At 47.3% G+C, this 22,593-nt stretch carries 22 protein-coding genes; 20 read left to right on the top strand and 2 right to left on the bottom strand.

Annotation, left to right across the window (positions count from 1 at the left end; all coding sequences use genetic code 11):
* Window positions 1-65: 65 nt before the first annotated feature.
* Window positions 66-497 (bottom strand): hypothetical protein, encoded by a 432-nt coding sequence (locus H065_RS0107025; RefSeq protein ID WP_017812322.1) that lies wholly within the window; start codon window positions 495-497, stop codon window positions 66-68.
* 462 nt (window positions 498-959) lie between these two features.
* Here H065_RS0107025 and H065_RS0107020 point away from each other — a divergent pair, with 462 nt between their 5' ends.
* The 20 genes from H065_RS0107020 (at window position 960) to H065_RS0106925 (ending at window position 22,183) form a co-directional block, all read left to right on the top strand.
* Window positions 960-4,634, top strand: a complete 3,675-nt coding sequence (locus H065_RS0107020) for a nitrate reductase subunit alpha (protein WP_017812321.1) — start codon at window positions 960-962, stop codon at window positions 4,632-4,634.
* Window positions 4,624-6,201: a nitrate reductase subunit beta gene (gene narH, locus H065_RS0107015; protein ID WP_017812320.1), complete on the top strand. Its 1,578-nt coding sequence runs from the start codon at window positions 4,624-4,626 to the stop codon at window positions 6,199-6,201. Before H065_RS0107020 ends, narH begins: the two co-directional genes overlap by 11 nt.
* Window positions 6,194-6,769, top strand: a complete 576-nt coding sequence (gene narJ, locus H065_RS0107010) for a nitrate reductase molybdenum cofactor assembly chaperone (RefSeq protein ID WP_017812319.1) — start codon at window positions 6,194-6,196, stop codon at window positions 6,767-6,769. Before narH ends, narJ begins: the two co-directional genes overlap by 8 nt.
* Window positions 6,756-7,442 (top strand): respiratory nitrate reductase subunit gamma, encoded by a 687-nt coding sequence (gene narI / locus H065_RS0107005; RefSeq protein ID WP_017812318.1) that lies wholly within the window; start codon window positions 6,756-6,758, stop codon window positions 7,440-7,442. The genes narJ and narI overlap by 14 nt, the downstream gene beginning before the upstream one ends.
* Before the next feature lie 48 nt (window positions 7,443-7,490).
* The gene (locus H065_RS0107000; protein ID WP_017812317.1) at window positions 7,491-7,949 is read left to right on the top strand and encodes a GAF domain-containing protein; all 459 of its coding nucleotides are present in this window, start codon (window positions 7,491-7,493) and stop codon (window positions 7,947-7,949) included.
* Window positions 7,946-9,016 (top strand): sensor histidine kinase, encoded by a 1,071-nt coding sequence (locus H065_RS0106995; protein ID WP_017812316.1) that lies wholly within the window; start codon window positions 7,946-7,948, stop codon window positions 9,014-9,016. Before H065_RS0107000 ends, H065_RS0106995 begins: the two co-directional genes overlap by 4 nt.
* A 13-nt stretch (window positions 9,017-9,029) precedes the next feature.
* Window positions 9,030-9,677, top strand: a complete 648-nt coding sequence (locus H065_RS0106990) for a response regulator (protein WP_017812315.1) — start codon at window positions 9,030-9,032, stop codon at window positions 9,675-9,677.
* A 210-nt stretch (window positions 9,678-9,887) separates the two neighbouring features.
* Window positions 9,888-10,541 (top strand): ArsR/SmtB family transcription factor, encoded by a 654-nt coding sequence (locus tag H065_RS0106985; protein WP_017812314.1) that lies wholly within the window; start codon window positions 9,888-9,890, stop codon window positions 10,539-10,541.
* 247 nt (window positions 10,542-10,788) lie between these two features.
* Window positions 10,789-11,703, top strand: a complete 915-nt coding sequence (locus H065_RS0106980) for a phosphotransferase (protein ID WP_017812313.1) — start codon at window positions 10,789-10,791, stop codon at window positions 11,701-11,703.
* Between the two features lie 316 nt (window positions 11,704-12,019).
* A complete protein-coding gene (gene trxB, locus H065_RS0106975; RefSeq protein WP_017812312.1) occupies window positions 12,020-12,955 on the top strand; it encodes a thioredoxin-disulfide reductase in 936 nt (311 codons plus the stop codon).
* A complete protein-coding gene (locus H065_RS0106970) occupies window positions 12,955-13,323 on the top strand; it encodes a rhodanese-like domain-containing protein (RefSeq protein ID WP_081604071.1) in 369 nt (122 codons plus the stop codon). Before trxB ends, H065_RS0106970 begins: the two co-directional genes overlap by 1 nt.
* Before the next feature lie 57 nt (window positions 13,324-13,380).
* Window positions 13,381-13,722 (top strand): thioredoxin family protein, encoded by a 342-nt coding sequence (locus tag H065_RS0106965; RefSeq protein ID WP_017812310.1) that lies wholly within the window; start codon window positions 13,381-13,383, stop codon window positions 13,720-13,722.
* Window positions 13,723-14,054: 332 nt separating this feature from the next.
* On the top strand, window positions 14,055-15,557 hold the full coding sequence (locus tag H065_RS0106960; RefSeq protein WP_017812309.1) for a nitrate/nitrite transporter: 1,503 nt from the start codon (window positions 14,055-14,057) through the stop codon (window positions 15,555-15,557).
* Window positions 15,558-15,677: 120 nt separating this feature from the next.
* Window positions 15,678-16,694, top strand: a complete 1,017-nt coding sequence (gene moaA / locus H065_RS0106955) for a GTP 3',8-cyclase MoaA (RefSeq protein WP_017812308.1) — start codon at window positions 15,678-15,680, stop codon at window positions 16,692-16,694.
* 23 nt (window positions 16,695-16,717) lie between these two features.
* Complete coding sequence (locus tag H065_RS0106950; protein ID WP_017812307.1) at window positions 16,718-17,428, top strand: YwiC-like family protein; 711 nt, start codon at window positions 16,718-16,720, stop codon at window positions 17,426-17,428.
* 27 nt (window positions 17,429-17,455) lie between these two features.
* On the top strand, window positions 17,456-18,574 hold the full coding sequence (locus H065_RS0106945) for a TIGR04053 family radical SAM/SPASM domain-containing protein (protein ID WP_017812306.1): 1,119 nt from the start codon (window positions 17,456-17,458) through the stop codon (window positions 18,572-18,574).
* Window positions 18,571-20,124, top strand: a complete 1,554-nt coding sequence (gene hemG / locus H065_RS0106940; protein ID WP_017812305.1) for a protoporphyrinogen oxidase — start codon at window positions 18,571-18,573, stop codon at window positions 20,122-20,124. Before H065_RS0106945 ends, hemG begins: the two co-directional genes overlap by 4 nt.
* A gap of 355 nt (window positions 20,125-20,479) precedes the next feature.
* Entirely contained in the window at window positions 20,480-21,094 is a 615-nt protein-coding gene (locus H065_RS0106935; RefSeq protein WP_017812304.1) for a hypothetical protein, read from the top strand.
* Between the two features lie 58 nt (window positions 21,095-21,152).
* Window positions 21,153-21,731 carry a histidine phosphatase family protein gene (locus H065_RS0106930; protein ID WP_026136082.1) on the top strand — a complete coding sequence of 193 codons (579 nt, stop codon included), beginning with the start codon at window positions 21,153-21,155 and terminating at the stop codon, window positions 21,729-21,731.
* Between the two features lie 53 nt (window positions 21,732-21,784).
* Window positions 21,785-22,183, top strand: coding sequence for a hypothetical protein (locus H065_RS0106925; RefSeq protein WP_017812302.1), 399 nt, complete (start codon window positions 21,785-21,787; stop codon window positions 22,181-22,183).
* 162 nt (window positions 22,184-22,345) lie between these two features.
* Here the strand turns inward: H065_RS0106925 and H065_RS0106920 are convergent, their stop codons facing one another.
* On the bottom strand, window positions 22,346-22,585 hold the full coding sequence (locus H065_RS0106920; RefSeq protein ID WP_017812301.1) for a hypothetical protein: 240 nt from the start codon (window positions 22,583-22,585) through the stop codon (window positions 22,346-22,348).
* Window positions 22,586-22,593: the final 8 nt, after the last annotated feature.

Raw genomic sequence — 22,593 nt, 5'->3', positions numbered from 1 at the left:
CCAGCATGAACGGAAAAATCTCCGTTTGCGCTGACTTTTGCTTTATTTTAATCTGCTAGTTTATATTACCAGGCAACAAATTCAGCATGGTAGAATGCCGATTTAGGATTTTCACTGGTGGTACTGACAGCGACTCTAAATTCCCCTTGCTCGAATTCGGATTCCAGGGTTCCAAAAAATCCACTTGCCGGACCATGCACAATTCTTACATCACGCGGTTCCCACTTTTTCTTGTTATAGTCGTAAAACTCATAAGATACAATCATCTTCTCGTTATCGGCGAGAGGAAGATATAGAGACAGATTAGTATTCCCAGTTGATCCGATTTTATTGGTATAAGCTACATCTGTAGAGCCATGAAGTGATAAAGTACCATCCAACTCGCCCATTAGAGCGGGAGTCACCTCTTTTTGAACCTGTTGGGCATGAACAGCAGGAATAAAACTCAGCATCATCACCAGAGCAATACATACACATAACCATCTTTTCATCAACATTAGTCATTTCTCCTTTAGTAAAGAGGATAAGATACATGTGAGACAGATCATCGCCAGCATTTCCTTTAAAAAAGATAACGCTTACAGATCTCCCTTCTGGATCAAATTTTGAAGTTGACGATGGAAATGAACAGATATTCATATATGTGTATTGTGGTGTAGCTCTGCATTCGTACAAGGTAGGCATATAAAAGGAAGATATCTTTTTAAAAGCTACCCGTATTGCTTTTCCATCGTTAACATTCGTAACTACCTATAATTTACCATCTATTCTGATGCAAAAGTAGATTATCCATTGGTAATTTTCAATGTATTTCGATGTATAAGGACATTCCCGAACATACAAAGGGGATTCCCTAATGGGCATGACAGACAATCAATTCCATAATAAAAAGACCGAATGATTATACAGCCGGATTCCGCTGTCCGTTCTGTATAACAAATAAGGAGTGTTCAACATTCATGAAACGTAAATATAAGCTGAATTTTTTCAAGCCGATTGAGAGCTACTCGAATAACTGGTCCGTTCTGGAAGAGAAAAACCGCGAGTGGGAAAATATGTACCGGCAGCGCTGGTCTCATGATAAAGTCGTGCGAACAACACACGGCGTCAACTGTACCGGCTCCTGCAGCTGGAAAGTATTTGTGAAAAATGGAATTATCACCTGGGAAAATCAGCAGATCGATTATCCATCCTGTGGTGCGGATATGCCGGAATTTGAACCTCGCGGATGTCCGCGTGGCGCTACATTTTCCTGGTATGAATACAGTCCGCTGCGTATCAAATATCCTTATATGCGCGGCAAGCTGGTTCGTCTCTGGCAGGCCGCTCTGGCAGAGCACACCAATCCGGTTGATGCCTGGGCAAGTATTGTAGAAGATCCAGCCAAAGCCGACATTTACAAAAAAGCGCGCGGTAAAGGCGGTCATGTACGTGTTAGCTGGGAAGATGCGATGTATCTGATCTCTGCACAGCTGATTTATACGATCCGTAAATATGGACCGGATCGTATCGCTGGCTTTACACCGATTCCGGCTATGTCGATGATCAGTTACGCGTCGGGAGCGCGGTTTATCTCGCTGCTGGGCGGACAAATGCTCAGCTTCTATGACTGGTATGCGGATCTGCCGCCAGCTTCTCCGCAAATCTGGGGTGAACAGACAGATGTACCGGAATCTTCGGACTGGTACAATGCCGGCTATCTGATGATGTGGGGGTCGAACGTACCGCTGACCCGTACACCGGATGCCCACTTTATGACCGAAGTTCGTTATAAAGGAACCAAAGTCGTCTCGGTCGCACCCGATCTGGCGGAGAACGTGAAGTTTGCCGATAACTGGCTGGCTCCTCATCCGGGAACGGATGCTGCACTCGCACAGGCTATGACGCATGTCATTCTGGATGAATTTTACCAGCAGCGTCAGGAACCGATGTTCATGAACTATGCCAAGCAGTATACCGATATGCCTTTCATGATCCTGCTGGACCCTCATGAAGACTCTCTCAAAGGAGGCCGCTTCCTGCGTGCCAGTGATCTGGGCAATATGTCCGAGCACGCTGACTGGAAGCCGGTGATTTATGACCAGACCGCTGGCGAACTGATCGTACCGAACGGAACGATGGGACAGCGCTGGGAAAAGGATGCCAAATGGAATCTGATTCTGGAACGTGAAGATGGAACGGTCATTGAACCTGCTCTCAGTGTAGAAGGACCGGATGCCGAGTGGCTGGAAGTGGTATTCCCTTACTTTGATAATAGTGGGAACGGAATTTTTAAACGCGTGATTCCGGCACAGAAAATCACACTGGCTGATGGAACAGAGCGCTATATTGCCACCGTCTATGATCTGATGATGAGTCAGTACGGCGTAGCACGCACAGACAGTGAATACAACGCACGCGGCTACGATGATGCGAGCTCGTATTATACACCAGCCTGGCAGGAGAAAATTACAAGTGTCAAAGCGTCGGTCGTTGTACAGATCGCCCGTGAATTCGCCCAGAATTCAATTGATACTGGTGGTCGTTCGATGATCATCATGGGCGCCGGCATCAATCACTGGTTTAACAGTGATACGATTTACCGGGCTATTCTGAATCTGGTTGTACTGACTGCTTCACAGGGTGTGAACGGCGGCGGCTGGGCGCATTATGTCGGTCAGGAGAAATGTCGCCCGATCGAAGGATGGTCCACGGTTGCTTTTGCCAAAGACTGGCAGGGTCCGGCACGTCTGCAGAATGCGACGTCGTTCTTCTACTTTGCCACCGATCAGTGGAAGTATGAAGAGAGCGGTGTAGATTCACTCAAATCACCGGTAGGTGGAGAAGTCAATTATCAGCATCCAGCGGATTATAATGTACTCGCTGCACGTCTGGGCTGGCTCCCATCCTATCCGCAGTTTAACAAAAACAGCCTGCTGTTCGCGGAAGAGGCGGCACAGGAAGGTCTGAAGACCAATGAAGAAATTATCAAGCGTTCGGTGGAGCAGATTACTTCACGTCAGACCCGCTTTGCTGTAGAAGATCCGGATGCACCGGAGAACTTCCCGCGTTCGCTGTTTATCTGGCGTTCCAATCTGATCTCCAGTTCTGCCAAAGGCCAGGAGTACTTTATGAAGCATCTGCTCGGCGCATCCGATGATCTGCTGGCTACACCTAATGAAGAAGACAAGCCGGAAGAGATCGTATGGCGTGAAGATGTACAGGGCAAGCTAGATCTGATGGTAGCACTGGACTTCCGGATGACGACTACACCGCTCTATGCGGATATCGTACTGCCAGCAGCGACCTGGTACGAGAAGACCGATTTGTCTTCCACTGATATGCACCCGTTTGTGCATCCGTTCAATCCGGCGGTTAATCCACTATGGGAATCCAGATCCGACTGGGACATTTATCGCGGACTGGCAGAGACATTCTCCGATATGGCCAAAACACATTTGCCAGGGGTATACAAAGATCTGGTAACAGCACCGCTCGGTCATGATTCCATGGGAGAAATTTCACAACCAATGGGAATGGTCAAAGACTGGGCCAAAGGCGAAGTAGCTGCCCAGCCAGGCAAGACAATGCCAAGCTTCAGTATTGTAGAACGTGATTACACCAAGATTCATGATAAATACGTATCACTCGGACCGAATCTGGCGATCGGCAAGACCGGAGCACATGGAGTCAGCTTCTCGGTAGCCGAGGAATATGAAGAATTGAAGCGTCTAAACGGTGTCTACTATGATGAGACCGTCAAGGACGGACTGCCTAAGCTACAGACCGCCCGGCAGGTAGCAGATACCATATTGCATCTGTCCTCTGCTACTAATGGACGCGTCTCCCAGAAAGCCTACGCTCAAGCCGAACTGGATTCAGGTGTAGAGCTGCGAGACATCTCCGCCGACCGGGCTGCCGAGAAGATTACGTTCCAGAGCATTACCGCCCAGCCGCGTGAAGTTATTCCGACACCGGTATTCAGCGGTTCGAACAAGCAGGGACGCCGGTATTCACCATTTACAACCAATATTGAACGTCTGGTGCCTTTCCGTACACTGACCGGACGTCAGCATTTCTATATCGATCATGAGATTTTCCAGCAGTTTGGCGAAGCCATGCCGGTCTACAAGCCGACCCTTCCGCCGATGGTATTCGGTCCTCGCGACAAGGAAGTTCGTGGTGGACAGGATGCACTGGTACTGCGCTATCTGACACCGCATGGTAAATGGAATATTCACTCCACCTACCAGGATAACCAGCATATGCTGACTCTGTTCCGCGGTGGTCCAACGGTATGGATCAACAATGAAGATGCAGCTGCCCATGATCTGAACGATAACGACTGGCTGGAAGTATATAACCGCAATGGTGTCGTAACCGCACGCGCTGTAGTCAGTCACCGGATGCCGCGTGGCACCATGTTCATGTATCATGCGCAGGACAAGCATATTAACGTACCGGGATCGGAAATTACGGATACGCGCGGCGGCAGTCATAACGCACCGACACGCATTCATATGAAACCGACACAGATGGTCGGAGGTTATGCACAGCTCAGTTACGGATTTAACTACTACGGCCCGATCGGTAATCAGCGCGATGTGTACGTAGCTGTCCGCAAAATGAAGGAGGTTAACTGGCTTGAAGATTAAAGCGCAAGTCGCCATGGTAATGAACCTGGATAAATGTATCGGCTGCCACACGTGCAGCGTGACCTGTAAAACAACCTGGACCAACCGCAAAGGTGCAGAATATATGTGGTTCAACAATGTAGAGACCAAGCCGGGTATCGGTTATCCGAAGCGTTGGGAAGATCAGGAGATCTATCGCGGTGGTTGGCAGCTGCGCAAGGGCAAGCTGGAACTTAAGTCCGGCAGCAAGCTGTCCAAAGTCGCACTCGGTAAAATCTTTTATAATCCGGATATGCCCGAGATGCGCGATTATTATGAGCCATGGACATATAACTACGAGAATCTCACCAATGCCAAGGATCAAAAACATTCACCGGTTGCCCGTCCGCATTCGGCAGTTACCGGCGAAAAAATGGATTTGAACTGGGGTCCCAACTGGGAAGATGATCTGGCCGGAGCGCATATTACCGGCCCGCTCGATCCCAATATCGAGAAGATTGAAGAAGAGATCAAGTTCAACTTTGAAAAGTCATTCATGGTCTATCTGCCACGTCTGTGCGAACACTGTCTGAATCCGAGCTGCGTCGCTTCGTGTCCATCAGGAGCGATGTACAAACGGGATGAAGACGGAATTGTACTGGTCGATCAGGAAGCCTGCCGCGGCTGGCGTTACTGCATGACCGGCTGCCCTTACAAAAAAGTATACTTCAACTGGCAGACCAACAAAGCCGAGAAATGCACGTTCTGCTTCCCACGTGTAGAAGCCGGACTGCCAACGGTCTGCTCGGAGACCTGTACCGGCCGTATTCGTTATCTGGGTGTACTGCTGTATGATGCGGATCGTGTCAGCGAAGCAGCTTCCCTAGAAAATGAACAGGATCTGTACAAAGCCCAGTGTGATCTGTTCCTCGATCCGAACGACCCGGCTATTATTGCCCAGGCTCGCAAGGATGGTATTACCGAAGACTGGATCGAAGCAGCGAAAAACTCACCGGTATACAAACTGGCGATTGAATACAAACTGGCATTCCCGCTGCATCCGGAATACCGCACAATGCCAATGGTCTGGTATGTACCACCACTGAGCCCGATCATGAACTATTTTGAAGGCAAAGACTCAATCGAGAATCCGGATATGATTTTCCCGGCGATCGAAGAGATGCGTACACCTATCCAGTATCTGGCGAATATGCTGACAGCAGGAGACACCGTTACAGTAAAAGAATCCTTGCAGCGTATGGCGATGATGCGTGCTTATATGCGTGCCAAGTCTACCAATCAGGAATTCGATGAGAGCCGTCTGGAGCGGGTCGGATTGACTGTACGTCAGATCGAGCAGATGTATCGTTTGCTGGCGATTGCCAAGTACGAAGACCGTTTCGTTATCCCGACTTCGCACAAAGAAGGTCATATGGACCCTTACCGTGCACAGGGTCTGGCCGGTTACAGCGATATGATGGGCAATACCAGCATGGGCAGCGGCTGTAATGGCTGCAGCGCGATTGATTCCATGAGTACGAATCAGGTCGACAAAGATGGTCGTCCGGTTCATGACGAGAACTTCTACGGGGGGATCTGGCGTGATTGATCTGATGCAGTTATATACGTATAAACCTTCTTTTCACTTTTTTGCCCGTCAGCTGATGTATCCGGAGAAGCTGGATTTTCATCCGGATCTGCTGGCCGAGTCTTTTGAAGAAAACCATCCGGGGCGCGAACATGCGCACCGGTACTGGGAGCTCATGCATAATCTGAGCATGGAGCAGATTCAGGAGATGTACACAGAGACTTTTGATTTTCAAAAAGATTGTGCACTGTATATGACCTATTTCAAATTCGAAGAAGCCAAGGAGCGCGGTCAGATGCTGGCCAAGCTCAAAATTCTGTATGAGATGTTCGGCCTGGAAATGCCCGAGGGCGAGCTGCCGGACTTCCTGCCCCTGATGTGCGAATTCCTGTATGCGGCAGAGTGGAAGCATGATCCGCGTGCCGGAGAGAATTTTAAAATGCTGCTGGCCATTCTGGAAGATGGAACATACCATCTGGTTCGGGCGCTGGAGAAGCTGAACAGTCCATATTACCATCTGGTCAAAGGACTGCGTGAGACATTGAAAGCTTGTGTGAGACAGGAGGCACCAGCTCATGAACATGAGTGAGCAGTTTTTGTGGGTGATATTCCCTTATATGTGTATCGTCGTTTTTATTGTAGGACATATATTCCGTTACCGGACCGATCAGTTCAGCTGGACAGCCAAATCCAGTGAATTTATTGAGAAAAAGCAGCTTATGCTCGGCAGTCTGCTGTTCCATCTGGGTGTAATCCCGGTTATTCTCGGCCATGTGGCAGGGCTGGGGATTCCCAAGACCTGGATGAACTCGCTTGGAGTAAGCGAGCATCTGTATCATATGGGCGCAGTGTATGGCGGTGGATTCTTCGGCGTAGTGACGCTGGCAGGGATGTTCCTGCTGACTGCGCGGCGCTTCACGATTCGCAGTGTGCGTCGTCTAAGTACAGCATCCGATCTGATCGTCAACGTGCTGCTACTGTTTATCGTCTTTATGGGTCTGTATGCGACACTGTTTACCAACTTTGCCCGTCCGGAGTTTGATTACCGGGAGACGATCTCGATCTGGTTCCGCGGACTGTTTATGCTGAGTCCGGATCCGGCGCTGATGCGGGATGTACCTGTTTCTTTTAAAATCCACGCCTTGACCGGTTTTGCGATTTTTGCATTCTGGCCATTTACCCGTCTGGTGCATGTGTGGAGTGTTCCATTGAATTATGTAGGCAGAAGTTATATCCTGTATAGAAGACATAAATCGAGCTGAGGAGAGAGGGCGCTGCCTTCTTTCCCTGTTCCATGAGGAGACCATACGATGAATAACAAGGTGGATTATCAGCTGGAGCTGGATCAGATCCGAGCGATCTGTGGGTATGATTTGATGGCGCTCGCGCTCGTGGAACCAGCCGAATACCACTATGTAATCAAGTGGAAATATGCTTCCGGCAATCTGAATGAACGCTTCAGAGGCATTGTGCTTCAGAGCGGGCGCGGGGTAGCCGGTATGGTATTCAAAACAGGCAAGCCCTTTATGTTCTCGTCGGTTCATGATGATGTCCCGCAGGATGCATTGTTCAATTATCCGATTATCCGAACAGAGCAACTGACGAGTATTGGGGCAGTACCGGTCTGGAATGATACGAGAGTAGCGGGTGTGCTGCTGGGCGGATTCCGTGATGAACAGCGTGTCACGCGCCAGAGCGTACAGCAATTGCTGGAATTGACGCGTCGTGGTATTGGCGAGCTGAACGGAAAGGAGTTTCTGCTGAATTGAATCAATCAGGAGATACAGAACAGTTGGATACATTGATGCAAAAGCTGTATAACAACAGTATGGAAGCCATGTTTTTCTTTAATCGTCAGGGCAAGGTGCTGGCCATGAATCCGGCAGCCGAACAGATCGTGAATGAAGATGTACTGCAGCAGCTCTATCAGGGTAAAGCCCAGGCGATCTGCGGCGTCTGCCGTGGATATATGAGCGATACAGAGCTGCGTACGTGTCTGGCATGCTATTTTACCAGTCCGGAATCGGAGGAATTCTCTTCTTTTCAGGTATATCTGGATACCAAGGAAAAAGGGATGGTCCCTTACGCGGCTACATACCATACGATTGACCGGGAGAATGGTGTATATGTGTTCATGCTGCGGGATCTGACCCGTCAATTCAAGACGCAGGAAAAGTTCTATCAGAACAAAATGATGAAGCATGTGATCGAAGCACAGGAGAATGAACGCAAACGCATATCCAGAGAACTGCATGATAGTGTAGCTCAGGAACTGATGAGTGCCGTGATAGATTTGCGCGTGCTCAAGTACATGACAGCAGACGAAGAACTGCTCAAAAAAATGAAACAAACCGAGGCTTCCATGACACGGTTGCTCGATGATATACGTAATCTGGCGGTTGAGCTGCGCCCGGCTGCACTGGATGATTTTGGACTGGAGGCGGCTTTCCGCTCCCATTTCAAAAAGATTAATGAAAGTTACGGATTCACCATTGTATTCGATTCCGGTCTGGAGCAGCGGCGTTACAGCAATGAACTGGAGACTGTCATCTACCGGATCGGTCAGGAAGCGATTCTGAATGCACTCAAATATGCACAGGTCGATATGATTCATGTCTCTTTGCAGGACAATGATAATCTGCTGCAGCTGATTGTCGAAGACGACGGGGCAGGATTCAATCCAGGTGATGCACCTACAGGAACCGGTCTGGGTCTCTACGGGATGCAGGAACGCGCCGAACTGGTCGGCGGACATGTGAATATATTTTCTGCGGCAGGCAGGGGAACACGGATTGTCGTGGAGATTCCCGTACAGCCCCAGCCGCAGGAGCAGTGAGGAGATAGAATAGATGAAAATTGTAATCGCGGATGATCATGCGATTGTCCGGAGCGGATTTGCGATGATACTGAATTTTCAGCCGGATATGGAAGTGGTCGGCACGGCAGCAGACGGGATCGAGGCGTATACCATGGTCGCCAAGCATCAGCCCGATATTCTCCTGATGGATCTCAGTATGCCCCCGGGAGAGAGCGGACTGATTGCTACCGGCAAGATCAAGGACGATTACCCCGATACCCGTATATTGATCCTGACCATGCATGATGACGAAGAATATCTGTTCCATGTACTGCGTAACGGAGCATCCGGTTATGTACTCAAAAATGCGCCGGATGAAGAGCTGCTGCTCGCGATTCGTACGATTCACGAGGGAGGCACCTACATTCATCCCAAGCTGGCGACTTCACTTGTACGCGAGTTTGTCAAAAATGACACCAGTGCAGGCAGCGAGGATGTCTACGAACTGCTTTCCCGCCGGGAACTGGAGATTCTGCCGCTGATCGCTAAAGGATACGGTAATAAGGAAATCGCCGAAAAGTTGTTTATTTCCGTTAAAACGGTAGAAGCGCACAAAGCCAAGATTATGGAAAAGCTGAATCTCAAAAGCCGTCCTGAATTGGTAGAGTATGCACTAAAGAAAAAAATATTGGATTTCTAAATGCATTATTTTGCGGATACGAGGTATTTGCAAGAGATGCAGTAGAGAACCATTCATAGTAGAGACAGGCTGTTTCCCAAGGGAGACGGCTTGTTTGGTTTATCATGATTTGGTCTATCATGTTTTGTGAAAGAGAGCATTCTATTGAATTTCACATTTAAATATTATAGAATTCAATTAAGTCATTGAATATAAAGGGTGAGTACAACTATGGATAACAAGCAAATTGCTGATCATTATAAAGAACAATTATTTCTCCAATATGCACGTATCGGAAAATGTCTATCCAGCGAGAGACGGCTGGAGATCCTGAATCTGCTGTCCAATGGTCCCAAAGCAGTCGAAGCGCTGGCTCATCAATCCGGTATGAGCGTCGCCAATGTATCGCGACATCTACAGATTCTACTGGATGCGAATCTTGTACGCTTTACCAAAAAAGGAACTTATGTAATCTATTGCCTGGCAAACCCGCAGGTAGCGGAATTTTTGCAATCGTTATGGAAAGTGTCCGAGAATCAGCTTCCGGACGTGCCACGCATCAAGCAGGATATCCTAAACAATTACCAGACTGTCCAGACGATCTCCAAAGAAGAGGTACTGCAGCGGATGAACAACGGCAACTTCCTCGTGCTGGATGTTCGTCCAAAAGACGAATATGAAGCCGATCATGTGGAAGGTTCTATTTCTGTACCTATGGAGGAGCTTGATGAATACCTGGAGACGGTACCTGAAAATACAGAAATGGCAACGTACTGTCGCGGGCCTTACTGCGTATTCACGACGCAGGCGGTCGAGAAAATCCAACAAAAAGGCTTTAAGGCATATCGTATTGACGAAGGGATAGTAGAGTGGCGGCTGGGATAAACGATATAATCTCTTAAAAGAACACAAATAGATTTGTGTTCTTTTTTTATTGTTTGACTATGTTAAACTTTGTTGTGGATAGTTGATAATTATCAACGAACCTCCTATATTTACTGGCGACATAAGATTCTGTTCGCTTTGAAGCATATTCCAACTGAAGCATTTCAAGATATAGTAGGAAGTTATACATAACTCCAAAGGAATATAAGTATCTACATAACGCAAGGGACGAGGAGGCAGACAATTCATGTCAGGAACGAATGTATGGGATGCGGAGTGGGAGATTAGCGAAGAGCAGGCGCGGACGCTGATCGGTAGACAATTCCCACAGCTGTCATCGAAACGAGTGAAGCGATTAGGCTGGGGCTGGGACAATACAGTTTTTCTCATCGGTAACGAGTATGTATTCCGATTCCCAAGAAGAACGATTGCGGTTGGCTCGATTCGTATAGAAGGAAAGCTGCTGCCGAAGCTGGAAACCTATATCACCATCCCCTATCCGAAACCATTATTTTATGGCGACGCAAGTGATGAATACCCGGCACCATTTCTTGGATATGCCTACGTGTCAGGAGATTTCCCAATCGGGTTGACGGAAGAACGCCGTGCTTTATCGGCAGAGACGCTGGCGAAATTTTTACGAAGATTACACGAGTTTCCGGTGCAGGAAGCGGTGAAGTGCGGAGTTCAGCAAGATCATCGCAACTTAACGGATATAGCAGCGCGCAAAGTAAAATTGGAGAGCTTTCTATCGAAAGTAGCTGAACATTTGTCACTGGAGGAGTCCAGTGTGATCGAAGCGTATATAAGCAGGCTGCAAAAAGACCGTGTTGAATCAGTGAATGTACTGCTGCATGGAGATCTTCATTTTAAAAATATGCTTATAAATGAGAAAGGGATCATTTCCGGCATCATTGATTGGGGTGATTTGAGTGTAGGACATCCGGCTTGCGACTTGAGCGTTGCTTATAGCTTTTTACCACCTTATGCTCGCGGTGTATTTTTTGAAACGTACGGAGGAGCGGACGAGGAGACGAGAATGCTGGCGCGGCTAATCGCAGTATACATCCCCATGCTGATCTTAATGCAAGCCATCGATGACGGAAATGAAGCAATTGCGTCAGAAGCGAAATCCAATATCATGCGGGCACTGTCGGATTAGGCTCCTTATTTCGTTGCGGCTATAGGACGTGGCGATCGGTACTATTTTGTCATCTAAAGAAGGCGCTAACCTACAATCCTTCTTTTCTAATCCTGCTTTGTGTTGAGAAACATGTTTGGGACTACGCTTTTTAAAAATCTATGCGTTTTACAATTGAGTTTTGCAGCAGATAAAATACCGCACTTAAATTAAATATATAAAATGATTTCCGGCGTATCTTGAAAAGGGTTGACGGGAATCATTTTCGGATCTATAATTCAATTATTCAATTGAATAAAAAAAGAGACGTGAAATATGATCTGAAGGAGTGGATCTTATGTATAAATCAATCATTGTAGGTACCGGGCCTGCCGGTCTGACCGCTGCAATCTATCTGGCGCGCGCCAATATGAATCCGCTGGTTATTGAGGGACCCGAACCTGGTGGTCAGCTGACTACTACAACAGAAATCGAGAATTATCCCGGTTTTCCCGAAGGTATACTGGGGCCCGAATTGATGGATAATATGCGCAAACAGGCAGAGCGCTTTGGAGCCGAATTTTATACGGGATGGGTAAACAAAGTGGATCTGTCCAAGCGCCCATTTACACTACAGGTAGAAGGCAAAGGGGAACTGGTAACAGAGACACTGATTATTTCCACTGGAGCAAGTGCCAAGTATCTGGGAATTCCGAATGAACAGGAAAATATCGGGCGCGGTGTAAGCACATGTGCTACCTGTGACGGTTTCTTTTTCCGTAACAAAGAGATAATAGTGGTTGGTGGAGGAGATACGGCGCTGGAAGAGGCACAGTTTCTGACACGATTTGCTTCCAAAGTAACTATTGTGCATCGGCGCAATGAACTGCGTGCATCCAAAATCATGCAGGATCGTGCTCGTGCCAACACCAAGATCGAGTGGGCGCTCAACCGTACTCCGCTGGAAGTAAATGCTGATGACAAGGGTGTTACCGGCCTGTTGGTCCGCAATGAAAATACTGGCGAAGAAGAGAATCTGACTGCACATGGCGTCTTCGTAGCAATCGGCCACCGGCCTAATACCGGATTCCTAGAAGGTCAATTAACAATGGATGCCCAAGGTTATATCATGACAACACCCGGAATGACAGAAACCAATATTCCCGGCGTATTTGCCTGCGGTGACGTTCAGGATAGTCATTATCGTCAGGCAATTACTGCAGCCGGTAGTGGGGCAATGGCTGCTATGGATAGTGAGAAATTCGTAGAATCTCTGGTAAGCGTAGGAGTGTAATGATGTATATTCTGAGCATAATACTGCTGTTGGCAGCTGCTATATGGCTGCGGCAGCGCTGGTCGCCGGTAGATTCCCTGACCTGTCCCAAAGTCACGCTTGCAGAGCATCTGAGCTGGCTGCCTTCAACAGTGAAGCTGCTGGATATACGGGATGTAACCGACTTTGATCAGGGACATATTCCGGGTTCGATCAATATTTCGCTGGGACGACTGCCATTTGTATGGCAAAAGGAGTTATCTCCCGACGATGAAATAGTTATTCTCGCCGATAGCTGTCTAAAAAGTAAAAAAGCAGCCCGGATTTTATATCGCAAATACTTTAAAAAGCTGCATACTGTCCAAACACCAATTTTCAAGCAGTTATAATAGCAGCAGTGCTGTTATACTTCCAAACCTATTCAACAATCCAAAGGAGTGTTTTATATGAAAAAAATCGTATCCAAAGCAGAATTTGATACCGCGATTCAATCTTCCGATCTGACTGTTGCTGTATTCAAGGCAGACTGGTGCAGTGATTGTAAATTTATTGATCCATTTATGCCTGAAGTAGAAGCTCAATTCGCACAGGATGTGAATCTGGTAGAAGTTGATGTAGATCAGGTGGGTACAGTAAGTGAAGAACATAATATTATGGGTATTCCCAGCTTTGTAGCCTTCTCCGGTGGCCGTGAAGTTAGTCGATATGTGAATAAATTGCGCAAATCCCGGAGTGATATTGAACAGTTCCTGCAGCAGGCTGTCGATCTGGAGAACGCAAACCACTAAGAAATAACTATCCAGTCGGATAAAAAAGCTATTGCCCGATAAAGTGTCTACCATAATCAGGAAATGTATATGCAAAAATCAGAAAAAAGCCTCCCGACGAGCAGCATCGTTGAGGAGTCTTTTTGGGTTGTAAATATGGGGAATGCAGGATAAAACACAGACTATAGCTGTTTGAAACCCTGCCTGATCCTGCACTTAGGGATTCCCTTATCATGTACAGGGGACTCCCCTATATCCTGTCTGTAATCGCAGACCCTACAATAAAGAAGTATAAAGAACGGCCATATGGCTTCTATCAAATTGTAGCGAAACACAAGTGAAAGGTGAGTTGGATGATCAAAAAATTACAGCTATCCTTACAAACAATGAATCTGGTGCTCGGATTTATGGTATGGGTAATCATTTCGTCCCTGATGCCCTTTATCCGGGAAGATATCAACATTCCGGTCGGAAGTCTGGCAATGGTTACTGCAGTACCTGTTGTACTGGGTTCGATTCTGCGGATACCACTCGGATACTATGCAAATATCGTAGGTGCGCGGATTATCTTCATGGTCAGCTTTATCCTGTTGTTGTTCCCGGTATTCTATATCAGCCGCGCAGATTCCATGGCGGATCTGATTATCGGCGGACTGTTCCTGGGCATCGGTGGTGCTGTCTTCTCGGTAGGGGTTACATCACTGCCCAAGTATTATCCCAAAGAAAAACATGGACTGGTTAACGGGATCTATGGCATGGGCAATATCGGTACAGCGATTACGACGTTCTCTGCTCCGGTCGTGGCTACCCAGATTGGTTGGCAATCCACTGTACAACTGTATATGATCCTGCTGGCTGCTTTTATCGTGCTGAACTTCTTCCTCGGTGATCGCCGTGAAGTCAAAGTGAAAACGCCAATTATCGAGCAGATCAAAGGTGTATACAAAAATGAAAAGCTCTGGTTTTTCTCGTTGTTCTACTTTATTACCTTTGGTTCATTCGTAGCATTTACCGTCTATCTGCCCAACTTCCTGGTTGCGAACTTTGATCTCTCCAAAGTCGACGCAGGCATACGTACTGCCGGGTTTATCGCACTGGCAACGTTCCTTCGTCCGGTTGGCGGTTGGTTGGCTGACCGTTTTCAGCCTTTGTTCCTGCTGGTAGGTACATTCGCTATGTATACGATCGCTGCGATTGTACTGGCATTCTCTCCATCGATCGGATTGTATACGATCGGCAGTCTCGCGATTGCTGTCAGTGCAGGTATTGGTAACGGCGTTATCTTCAAGCTGGTACCGTTCTATTTCAACAAACAGGCAGGTATTGCCAATGGTATTGTCTCTATGATGGGTGGTCTGGGTGGATTCTTCCCGCCACTAATGCTATCGGCTATTCATGGTATCACCGGACAATATTCGATCGGATTCATGTTGCTGTCCCAGGTGGCACTGGCGAGTCTGATTATCGTAGTCTGGATGTATTATCAGGACAAACTTGCTCTCGTATCCGAAGTATTCGATTCTACAGCTCAGGGAATACTGGTCACCGATCCATCCGGATATATCAAAACGGTCAATCCGGCATTTACCCGGTTAACTGGTTATGAAGCTGACGAGGTTCTTGGACAACGACCAAGCATCCTCAAATCCGGCCGTCAATCCCAGGACTTCTACAGCCAGATGTGGGCTGAAATCAAGCAGCATGGAGTCTGGCAGGGAGCGATCTGGAACAAACGTAAAAATGGTGAAGAATATGTACAATGGCTGAATATCAGTGCAGTCAAAGATGAGACGGGCGAAGATGTTCGCTATGTCGGTACCTTCAGCGAACTGAATCAGCAGCAGCTCAAGGCGTAATATAGACATTACTATCCATATGGACAAATAAGTTCCATTATTCACATTAATTTATTACAAGCTCTACAATCCGATATCCATGAATTATAAAATATGAACTACGAAAAGAGGGAGAGCCCTGTGAATATCCGCCAGCTGACTGATACACTGAGTCGTCCGGTACGTGATTTGCGTCTGTCGGTAACCGACCGCTGTAATTTCCGGTGTGCTTATTGCATGCCAAGAGAATTGTTCGGAGACGACTATGCATTCATGCCGCGTGCCGAACTGCTGACTTTTGAAGAAATGAGCCGGCTGGTAAGACTATTCACGGGGCTGGGCGTGCAGAAGGTACGTCTGACTGGCGGAGAGCCGCTGCTTCGCAAAAATCTGGATGAGCTGGTTAGAGAAATAGGTACGATTCCCGGCGTACAGGATATGGGACTAACGACCAATGGACTGCTGCTCGGACAACACGCGGAAGCCCTTTATCAGGCAGGTCTGCGGCGGCTGAATATTAGTCTGGATGCACTGACCCCGTCTATATTCGGTCAACTTAACGGAAGAGGTGTACAGCCGCAGCATATCCTGAAGCAGATTGATTATGCCCAATCCCTGGGATTTCGGATCAAAATCAATATGGTTGTACAAAAGGGAATTAACGATGAAGAAATTCTGCCAATGGCTGAATATTTCCGTGATAAGGGAATTACGCTGCGATTTATCGAGTTTATGGATGCCGGAAGCGGTAATGGTTGGAGCTACGACAAAGTAGTGACCCAGGCAGAGATTCTCCAGCAACTGCAGAGTAGTTATGAGCTGGTGCCTGCCGAACATAATATCTACGGCGAAGTCGCCACTTACTATAGATATCGTGGTACTCGTACAGAAGTGGGTTTTATTACATCGGTCTCGCGTTCATTCTGCTCTTCATGCACCAGAGCGCGTTTGTCATCCGATGGCAAACTGTATACCTGCCTGTTTGCTTCCAGCGGCTATGATCTGCGTCAGCTGGTACGCGGCGGAGCAGCGGATGAAGAATTGCAGGATGTCATCGCCGATATCTGGGAACACCGGACAGATCGTTACTCTGATCTGCGAACCGCGCATACGGCAGCTTCCTGCCGCAGAATCGGCATGTCCTATATTGGAGGTTAATAAATAAACAGGAGGCTCAAAAGATGAACCGGTACATTCCCAATCAGCATGGGGCATGGGCTATGCTCATACTGCCTTTTTTGCTTGGTCTCAGCATCTCGGGAGGAGGCTGGATCCATCTGCCGCTGTTCCTCTGCTGGCTGGTCATGTATCTGTTCAGCTATCCGGTACTGCAGTGGATCAAGACAGGACGCAAAGACAGATATTTGCGCCCCGCAGCACTATATGGAGTATTATTGGTTCCGCTGGTTGCCGTCGTTATTGCCCAGCAGCCTCAAATGTTGATGTACGGTGCACTGCTGCTGATCTTTTTTGCTGTGCCTGCCTATTATGCCAAACGCCGTAATGAGCGTGCATTGTTTAATGATATTGTAGCGATTGTGCTGTTCAGTTCTTTCATTTATCCGGTTGTCTATATGAGTGGCACACCGGACTGGATAGCGGCAAGTAAGCTGTTTTTGCTATCGGTTTTGTATTTTACAGGTACCGCTTTATATGTAAAGACCATGATTCGCGAGAAAAAGAACCGGCGTTATTATTACATTTCCTGTGTGTATCATCTACTGCTAGTCGTGCTGGCAGCTGGCTGGAATGTATGGTTATGCATTCCTTTTGCCGTGCTGCTGATCCGGGCCGTATGGCTGCCCAAGCAGAAACTGCGTACCATGCAGGTAGGGATTGCCGAGATCGGATTTGCAGTCATGATGTATGTGTCGGTTGTATGGATCATTTAATCGTATTTGCAGAAAGGAAGGATTGCCATGATGCCATCCATCAAGCAGCGGGACTATAGTCAGAATCCATTTATCGTGATCTGGGAAGTTACCCGTGCCTGCGCCCTGAAATGCTTGCACTGTCGTGCCGAAGCGCAGTATCATTCAGATCCGCACCAGCTCAGTCTGGAGGAGGGCAAACAGTTGATTGATCAGATCAGCGAGTTTGACGAGCCGCTGTTTGTATTTACCGGCGGTGATCCACTGATGCGACCGGATCTATACGAGCTGGCACGATATGCTATCCAGGATAAAGGGCTATCGCTGTCTATGACACCAAGTGCGACTCCGCGTGTGACCCGCAGTGCAGTAGAGAAAGCTGGTGAGGCCGGATTATCGCGTTGGGCATTCAGTCTTGATGGTTCATGTGCAAAAATTCACGATCATTTCCGCGGAACAGCAGGTTCTTATGAACGTACGATGCAAGGGATACGCTATCTGCAGGAATTGCATATCCCGATTCAGATCAATACGACCGTCTCCCGTTACAATCTGGAAGATTTGCCGCAGATCGCAGAACTTGTCGCACAGATGGGGGCGGTACTATGGAGTGTATTTTTCTTGATTCCGACAGGCCGCGGTATGGAAAAGGATATGATTACCCCACAACAGCATGAAGAAGTAATGCTGTGGATGTATGAGCTGCAGCAGCGAATGCCATTTGGCGTCAAAGCAACCGAAGCACCACACTATCGACGAGTAGTGCTTCAGCAGCAGCGTAGTATAGTTCAATCTTCTGAAAATGGAGTCTCCCGTCCATCTGCCAGCAAACGCAGGGATATGCTGGGGCGTGCGCCTCAGGGTGTAAATGACGGGGATGGGTTTGTATTCATTAGCCATACGGGAGAGGTATATCCCAGCGGATTCCTGCCGCTTAGCTGTGGCAATGTACGGGAACAGCATCTCGCCGATATTTACCGATCTGCTCCGGTGATGCAGCAGCTGCGGGACAAATCACTGCTCAAAGGCAAATGCGGAGTCTGTGAATACCGGCAGCTGTGCGGCGGTTCGCGGGCAAGAGCGTATGCATTGACCGGCGATTATCTGGAAAGCGATCCGTACTGCGCGTATCAACCTGCAGCATGGACAGGAGGAGACATACTATGACACCATCATCTATACGCAAAATTGTCGTGCTGGGCGGAGGGATCACGGGCCTGAGTGCGGCTTATTATGCCCGAAAGGCTGCTGATCAGCAGGGTATACCGGTAGAAATAACGCTCATTGAGAGCAGCAATCGTCTCGGCGGCAAAATTCATTCGGTTCAGACAGATGGATTCCTGATCGAAAAAGGCCCAGACTCTTTCCTTGCCCGCAAACAGCCGATTATCGATCTGACTCATGATCTGGGAATGGGTGAACAGCTGGTACCTACTAATCCAAAAGCAGGTTCCGCCTACATTTTGCATAAGAAAAAGCTGCATCAGATGCCGATGGGACTGGTGCTCGGTATTCCAACGAAGATTAGCCCTTTTATCCGTACCGGTCTGATCTCTCCACTGGGCAAAGCCAGAGCTGTACTCGATATGGTACTGCCTGCACGTCAGGCAGATGAAGATGAGGCGCTTGGTGACTTTATTGAACGGCGATTGGGTCGTGAAGTGCTGGAACAGATGACTGAGCCACTGCTGGCAGGCATTTACGCAGGAGATACACGTTCGCTCAGTCTACTGTCGACATTTCCCCAGTTCAGACAAATGGAGAAGAAGCACCACAGCCTCATTATCGGTATGGCCAGAGGGATGCTGCGTCGACCTGCCGCAAACAAGAGAATTCAGCAAAAGGCCGGAACCCATGCAGGAAGCGATAGCAAGCTATCCGGTATATCCTCCTCATCTCCAACGTCGTCTATGCCCAAATCCAAAAGTATGTTTTTGTCTTATCAGCAGGGGTTGTCCGCTATTATTCGTAGACTGCAAGAGCAACTCACGCTGAGCCATGTACAATTCCGCATGCAGCAACATGTGACAGGAATCGCTGCATCGGATACGTTTCATCCGGTAGATGACTCGAATAGTAGCATACAGCATCATCGTTATACCCTGACACTGAGCAGCGGAGAGAATATTGACGCGGACAGTATTATTTGCACTATTCCGGCTTATGCAGCAGCCGAACTGCTTGGAGATATTCCCGAGATCCGGCAGCTAAGTCAGATTCATTATGTGTCGGTAGCGAATATTGCTCTTGGATACAAGCATCACCAGCTGCAGCACGAATTCGAAGGTACAGGGTTCCTCGTGCCCCGCAAGGAAAATCGCATGATTACCGCATGCACATGGTCCTCGACCAAATGGCAGCATACTGCTCCAGCCGGTCAGACGCTGCTGCGTACCTATATTGGTCGTGCAGGTGCAGAAGACTGGACGAACCTGTCTGATGAAGAATTGGTACAGGCGGTACGCCGGGATCTACGGGATCTGATCGGATTCGATGCAGAGCCAGATCTGGTGGAGATCAGCCGCTGTTACCGCTCAATGCCGCAGTATCCGGTAGGACATGGAGATTTAATGGATAAAGTAAGAACTTCTCTCGCAGCGCATTTACCTGATGTATGGTTATGTGGTGCAGGCTATGGAGGAATCGGGATTCCCGATTGTGTACAGCATGGCCGGGAAGCCGCTGAACAGCTCATCAGCAGATGGGCAGTGAATTGATTCAAGTGATTAGCCAGCGGGCATAAAATATAAAAAAAGACTACAGTTCTTGTGAGCTGTAGTCTTTTATATATATAGATAAGTAGAGTGGGGGTGATAGAAATTATGTAACATCATTTGAGAAGTGAGAAGTGAGAAGTGAGAAGTAAGAAGTAAGATATGAAGTTATATCGTAAAAAAAGCTGGCTCTCAACAGCATAGACAGCTTAATAGAGCGATAGGAAAGTATATGATATGATGGAGATGTTCAAATACATATAGTCAGAAAGTTATTGTAAAAACATTATCGTAACATTATCAATTATGTTTAATCCGTCAATTCTGTCACCATATCTGTAACAAGGAGAGGACAAGAATGGGAGCCAAGCTCGGGAATGTGCATGTTCAAATCAGTAATTTGCAAGTACTGCTGGATGCTCTGGAAGATATGATTGCAGATCAACCCGCTGTAAGCGGTTCAGTTACTTCTTCCAATCCGTACCAGGAGATTATTGATGAGGCAGAGCGTACCAGACACACTTATTATATCGCAGAAAAGAAGCCAGGATGGTTCAGTATTCTAAATGACTGGTTTGGTTGGGGAGAGACAGAGCAATTTGGTGAAGAATTGTCTTCTTATCTGAATGCTCCTGTATTTACTTTGTCTTATTTTGATGAAGATGTACTGGAAATTGGCATGTTTACCAATGGAGAGAAATTAACCGGCTATACCTGGTGCAGTCAAACGCGACAAGAATATGGAATAGAAGAACAGGATGTAGATATTAGTATTTTGGCACAGATATTTGGTTATGAATACGGGGCAGGGTTACAACAAATTATTGAACAGCCGGAGCAGCAAAAAGCACTGGAGCAACTCGAACAACTGTTGCAGCTCCCCTTTGCGATAAGCTCTGATTTTTATATTGATCAAAAAGAAACCCTGACAGCTCAGTTTACCGAATTCAAATGGAATCTATCGGATAGATAAGTAGATTTTGATAATAATTAGAGAGGTATAAGAATTTAATCTTAAAGGAGGGAGCAAACTGGAGATTATTTTTATTCGTCATGGGCAGGCTGAACATAATTTGCCGGGGCCAGATCGATTCAATAAGACACATCCACATTTGACAGAACTCGGGAAGCAGCAGATCAGCGGCTTGCAATCCGGGTTGCAGATTGGAACAGATGATCTGCTGCTCGTCAGTCCCATGGTACGTACTATCGAATCGGCAGTTATACTTACCAACCATTCCCTCATTGCTCACGCTTACCTTAGCCATGCTGTAGGGCCTCGCATGTATCCGCAGAATCCAGAGTGGAAGCCACTCCTGTGCGATCGTCTGCTGACAAGAACCGAGCTGCAGCAAAATTACCCGGCATGGTCGATGATATATACAGAACAAGATGAGCTCGGAGATTCAGGAATAAACATAATGCCAGAGCCCGAGTTTGCAAGACTGGCTGCAAAGCAAATGGAATGGATCGCCCATTATCCGGCGAAACGAACGATTATTATCAGTCATGATGGCACGATACAGAGTTACCGCGAATTTCTGGGAGAACAGGGACTGACAAGAGCAGACTTTCTTGGTGAAGCAGGTCTATATAAAATGACCATATAGATAAGGGAATAAAATAATACTGTAAAAGAATCATTGAAAGAGGAGGCATTAGGTTGATCCAACCAGAGCATTATATTCAGAATGCAGAACAGGCACAGCAATTGATAGGGGAATACTGGTATTCCAGATTAGAATGGATATCCGGTTTTCATTTATATACTGCTCCTAATTCGTATTATGAGCCTGTTACAATAGTGGATATCACTTTTCTGCTGCATGGGAAATCAGGAAATTATGAAGTAATGCTTCGTTTTACCAATATTGAGCAGTTGAATTTTCAACCAGGATCGTTATTATGCCAGATCAGTGGCTTCAAAATAAACAGTCTTCATGATCGTGGATATACCGATATGAGATATTATATTGAAGATTATGAGAATGGAGAACTACATTTTTATTGTAAAAGTATAGAGTTAAAAAGCATTGAAAAATCCTATACTGCTATTCCGTAAATTCATCTTTAGCAGATTGGGCAATCTTATACATAGCAAAAAGCACTATCTAGCGAGAGTCATCGGATAACCGATCTAACGCTGGACAGTGCTTTTTGTCGTGTAAACCAATGCTATACTGCACTAATGATTGGGTTGCTTTTTAATGCTCTACCAGCTGGATCAGCTGTTGATTGAGCCGGTCTGACCGTCATTTTTGGCAGCTTCAAAATTGCCTGAGCCTACGCGTTCGCGAATCTCATCTTCTGTCAGTTCTTTGGCTACAGGACCGGTTGGGATGTCGGTAGCTCCATCGGCTAACTCGGCACGTTCCACCCGGGCAAATCCTGCATTGATATTGCGTCCAATCGCTTCACGTTCTTCACGACTTGTAATTTTCACTTTTTCCGGATCATTGGCCATGGTTATAC

The organism is Paenibacillus shenyangensis, from assembly GCF_000346635.1.
Taxonomy (GTDB): Bacteria; Bacillota; Bacilli; order Paenibacillales; family Paenibacillaceae; genus Saccharibacillus; species Saccharibacillus dauci.
This window is presented reverse-complemented; position numbering and strand designations above follow the sequence as displayed.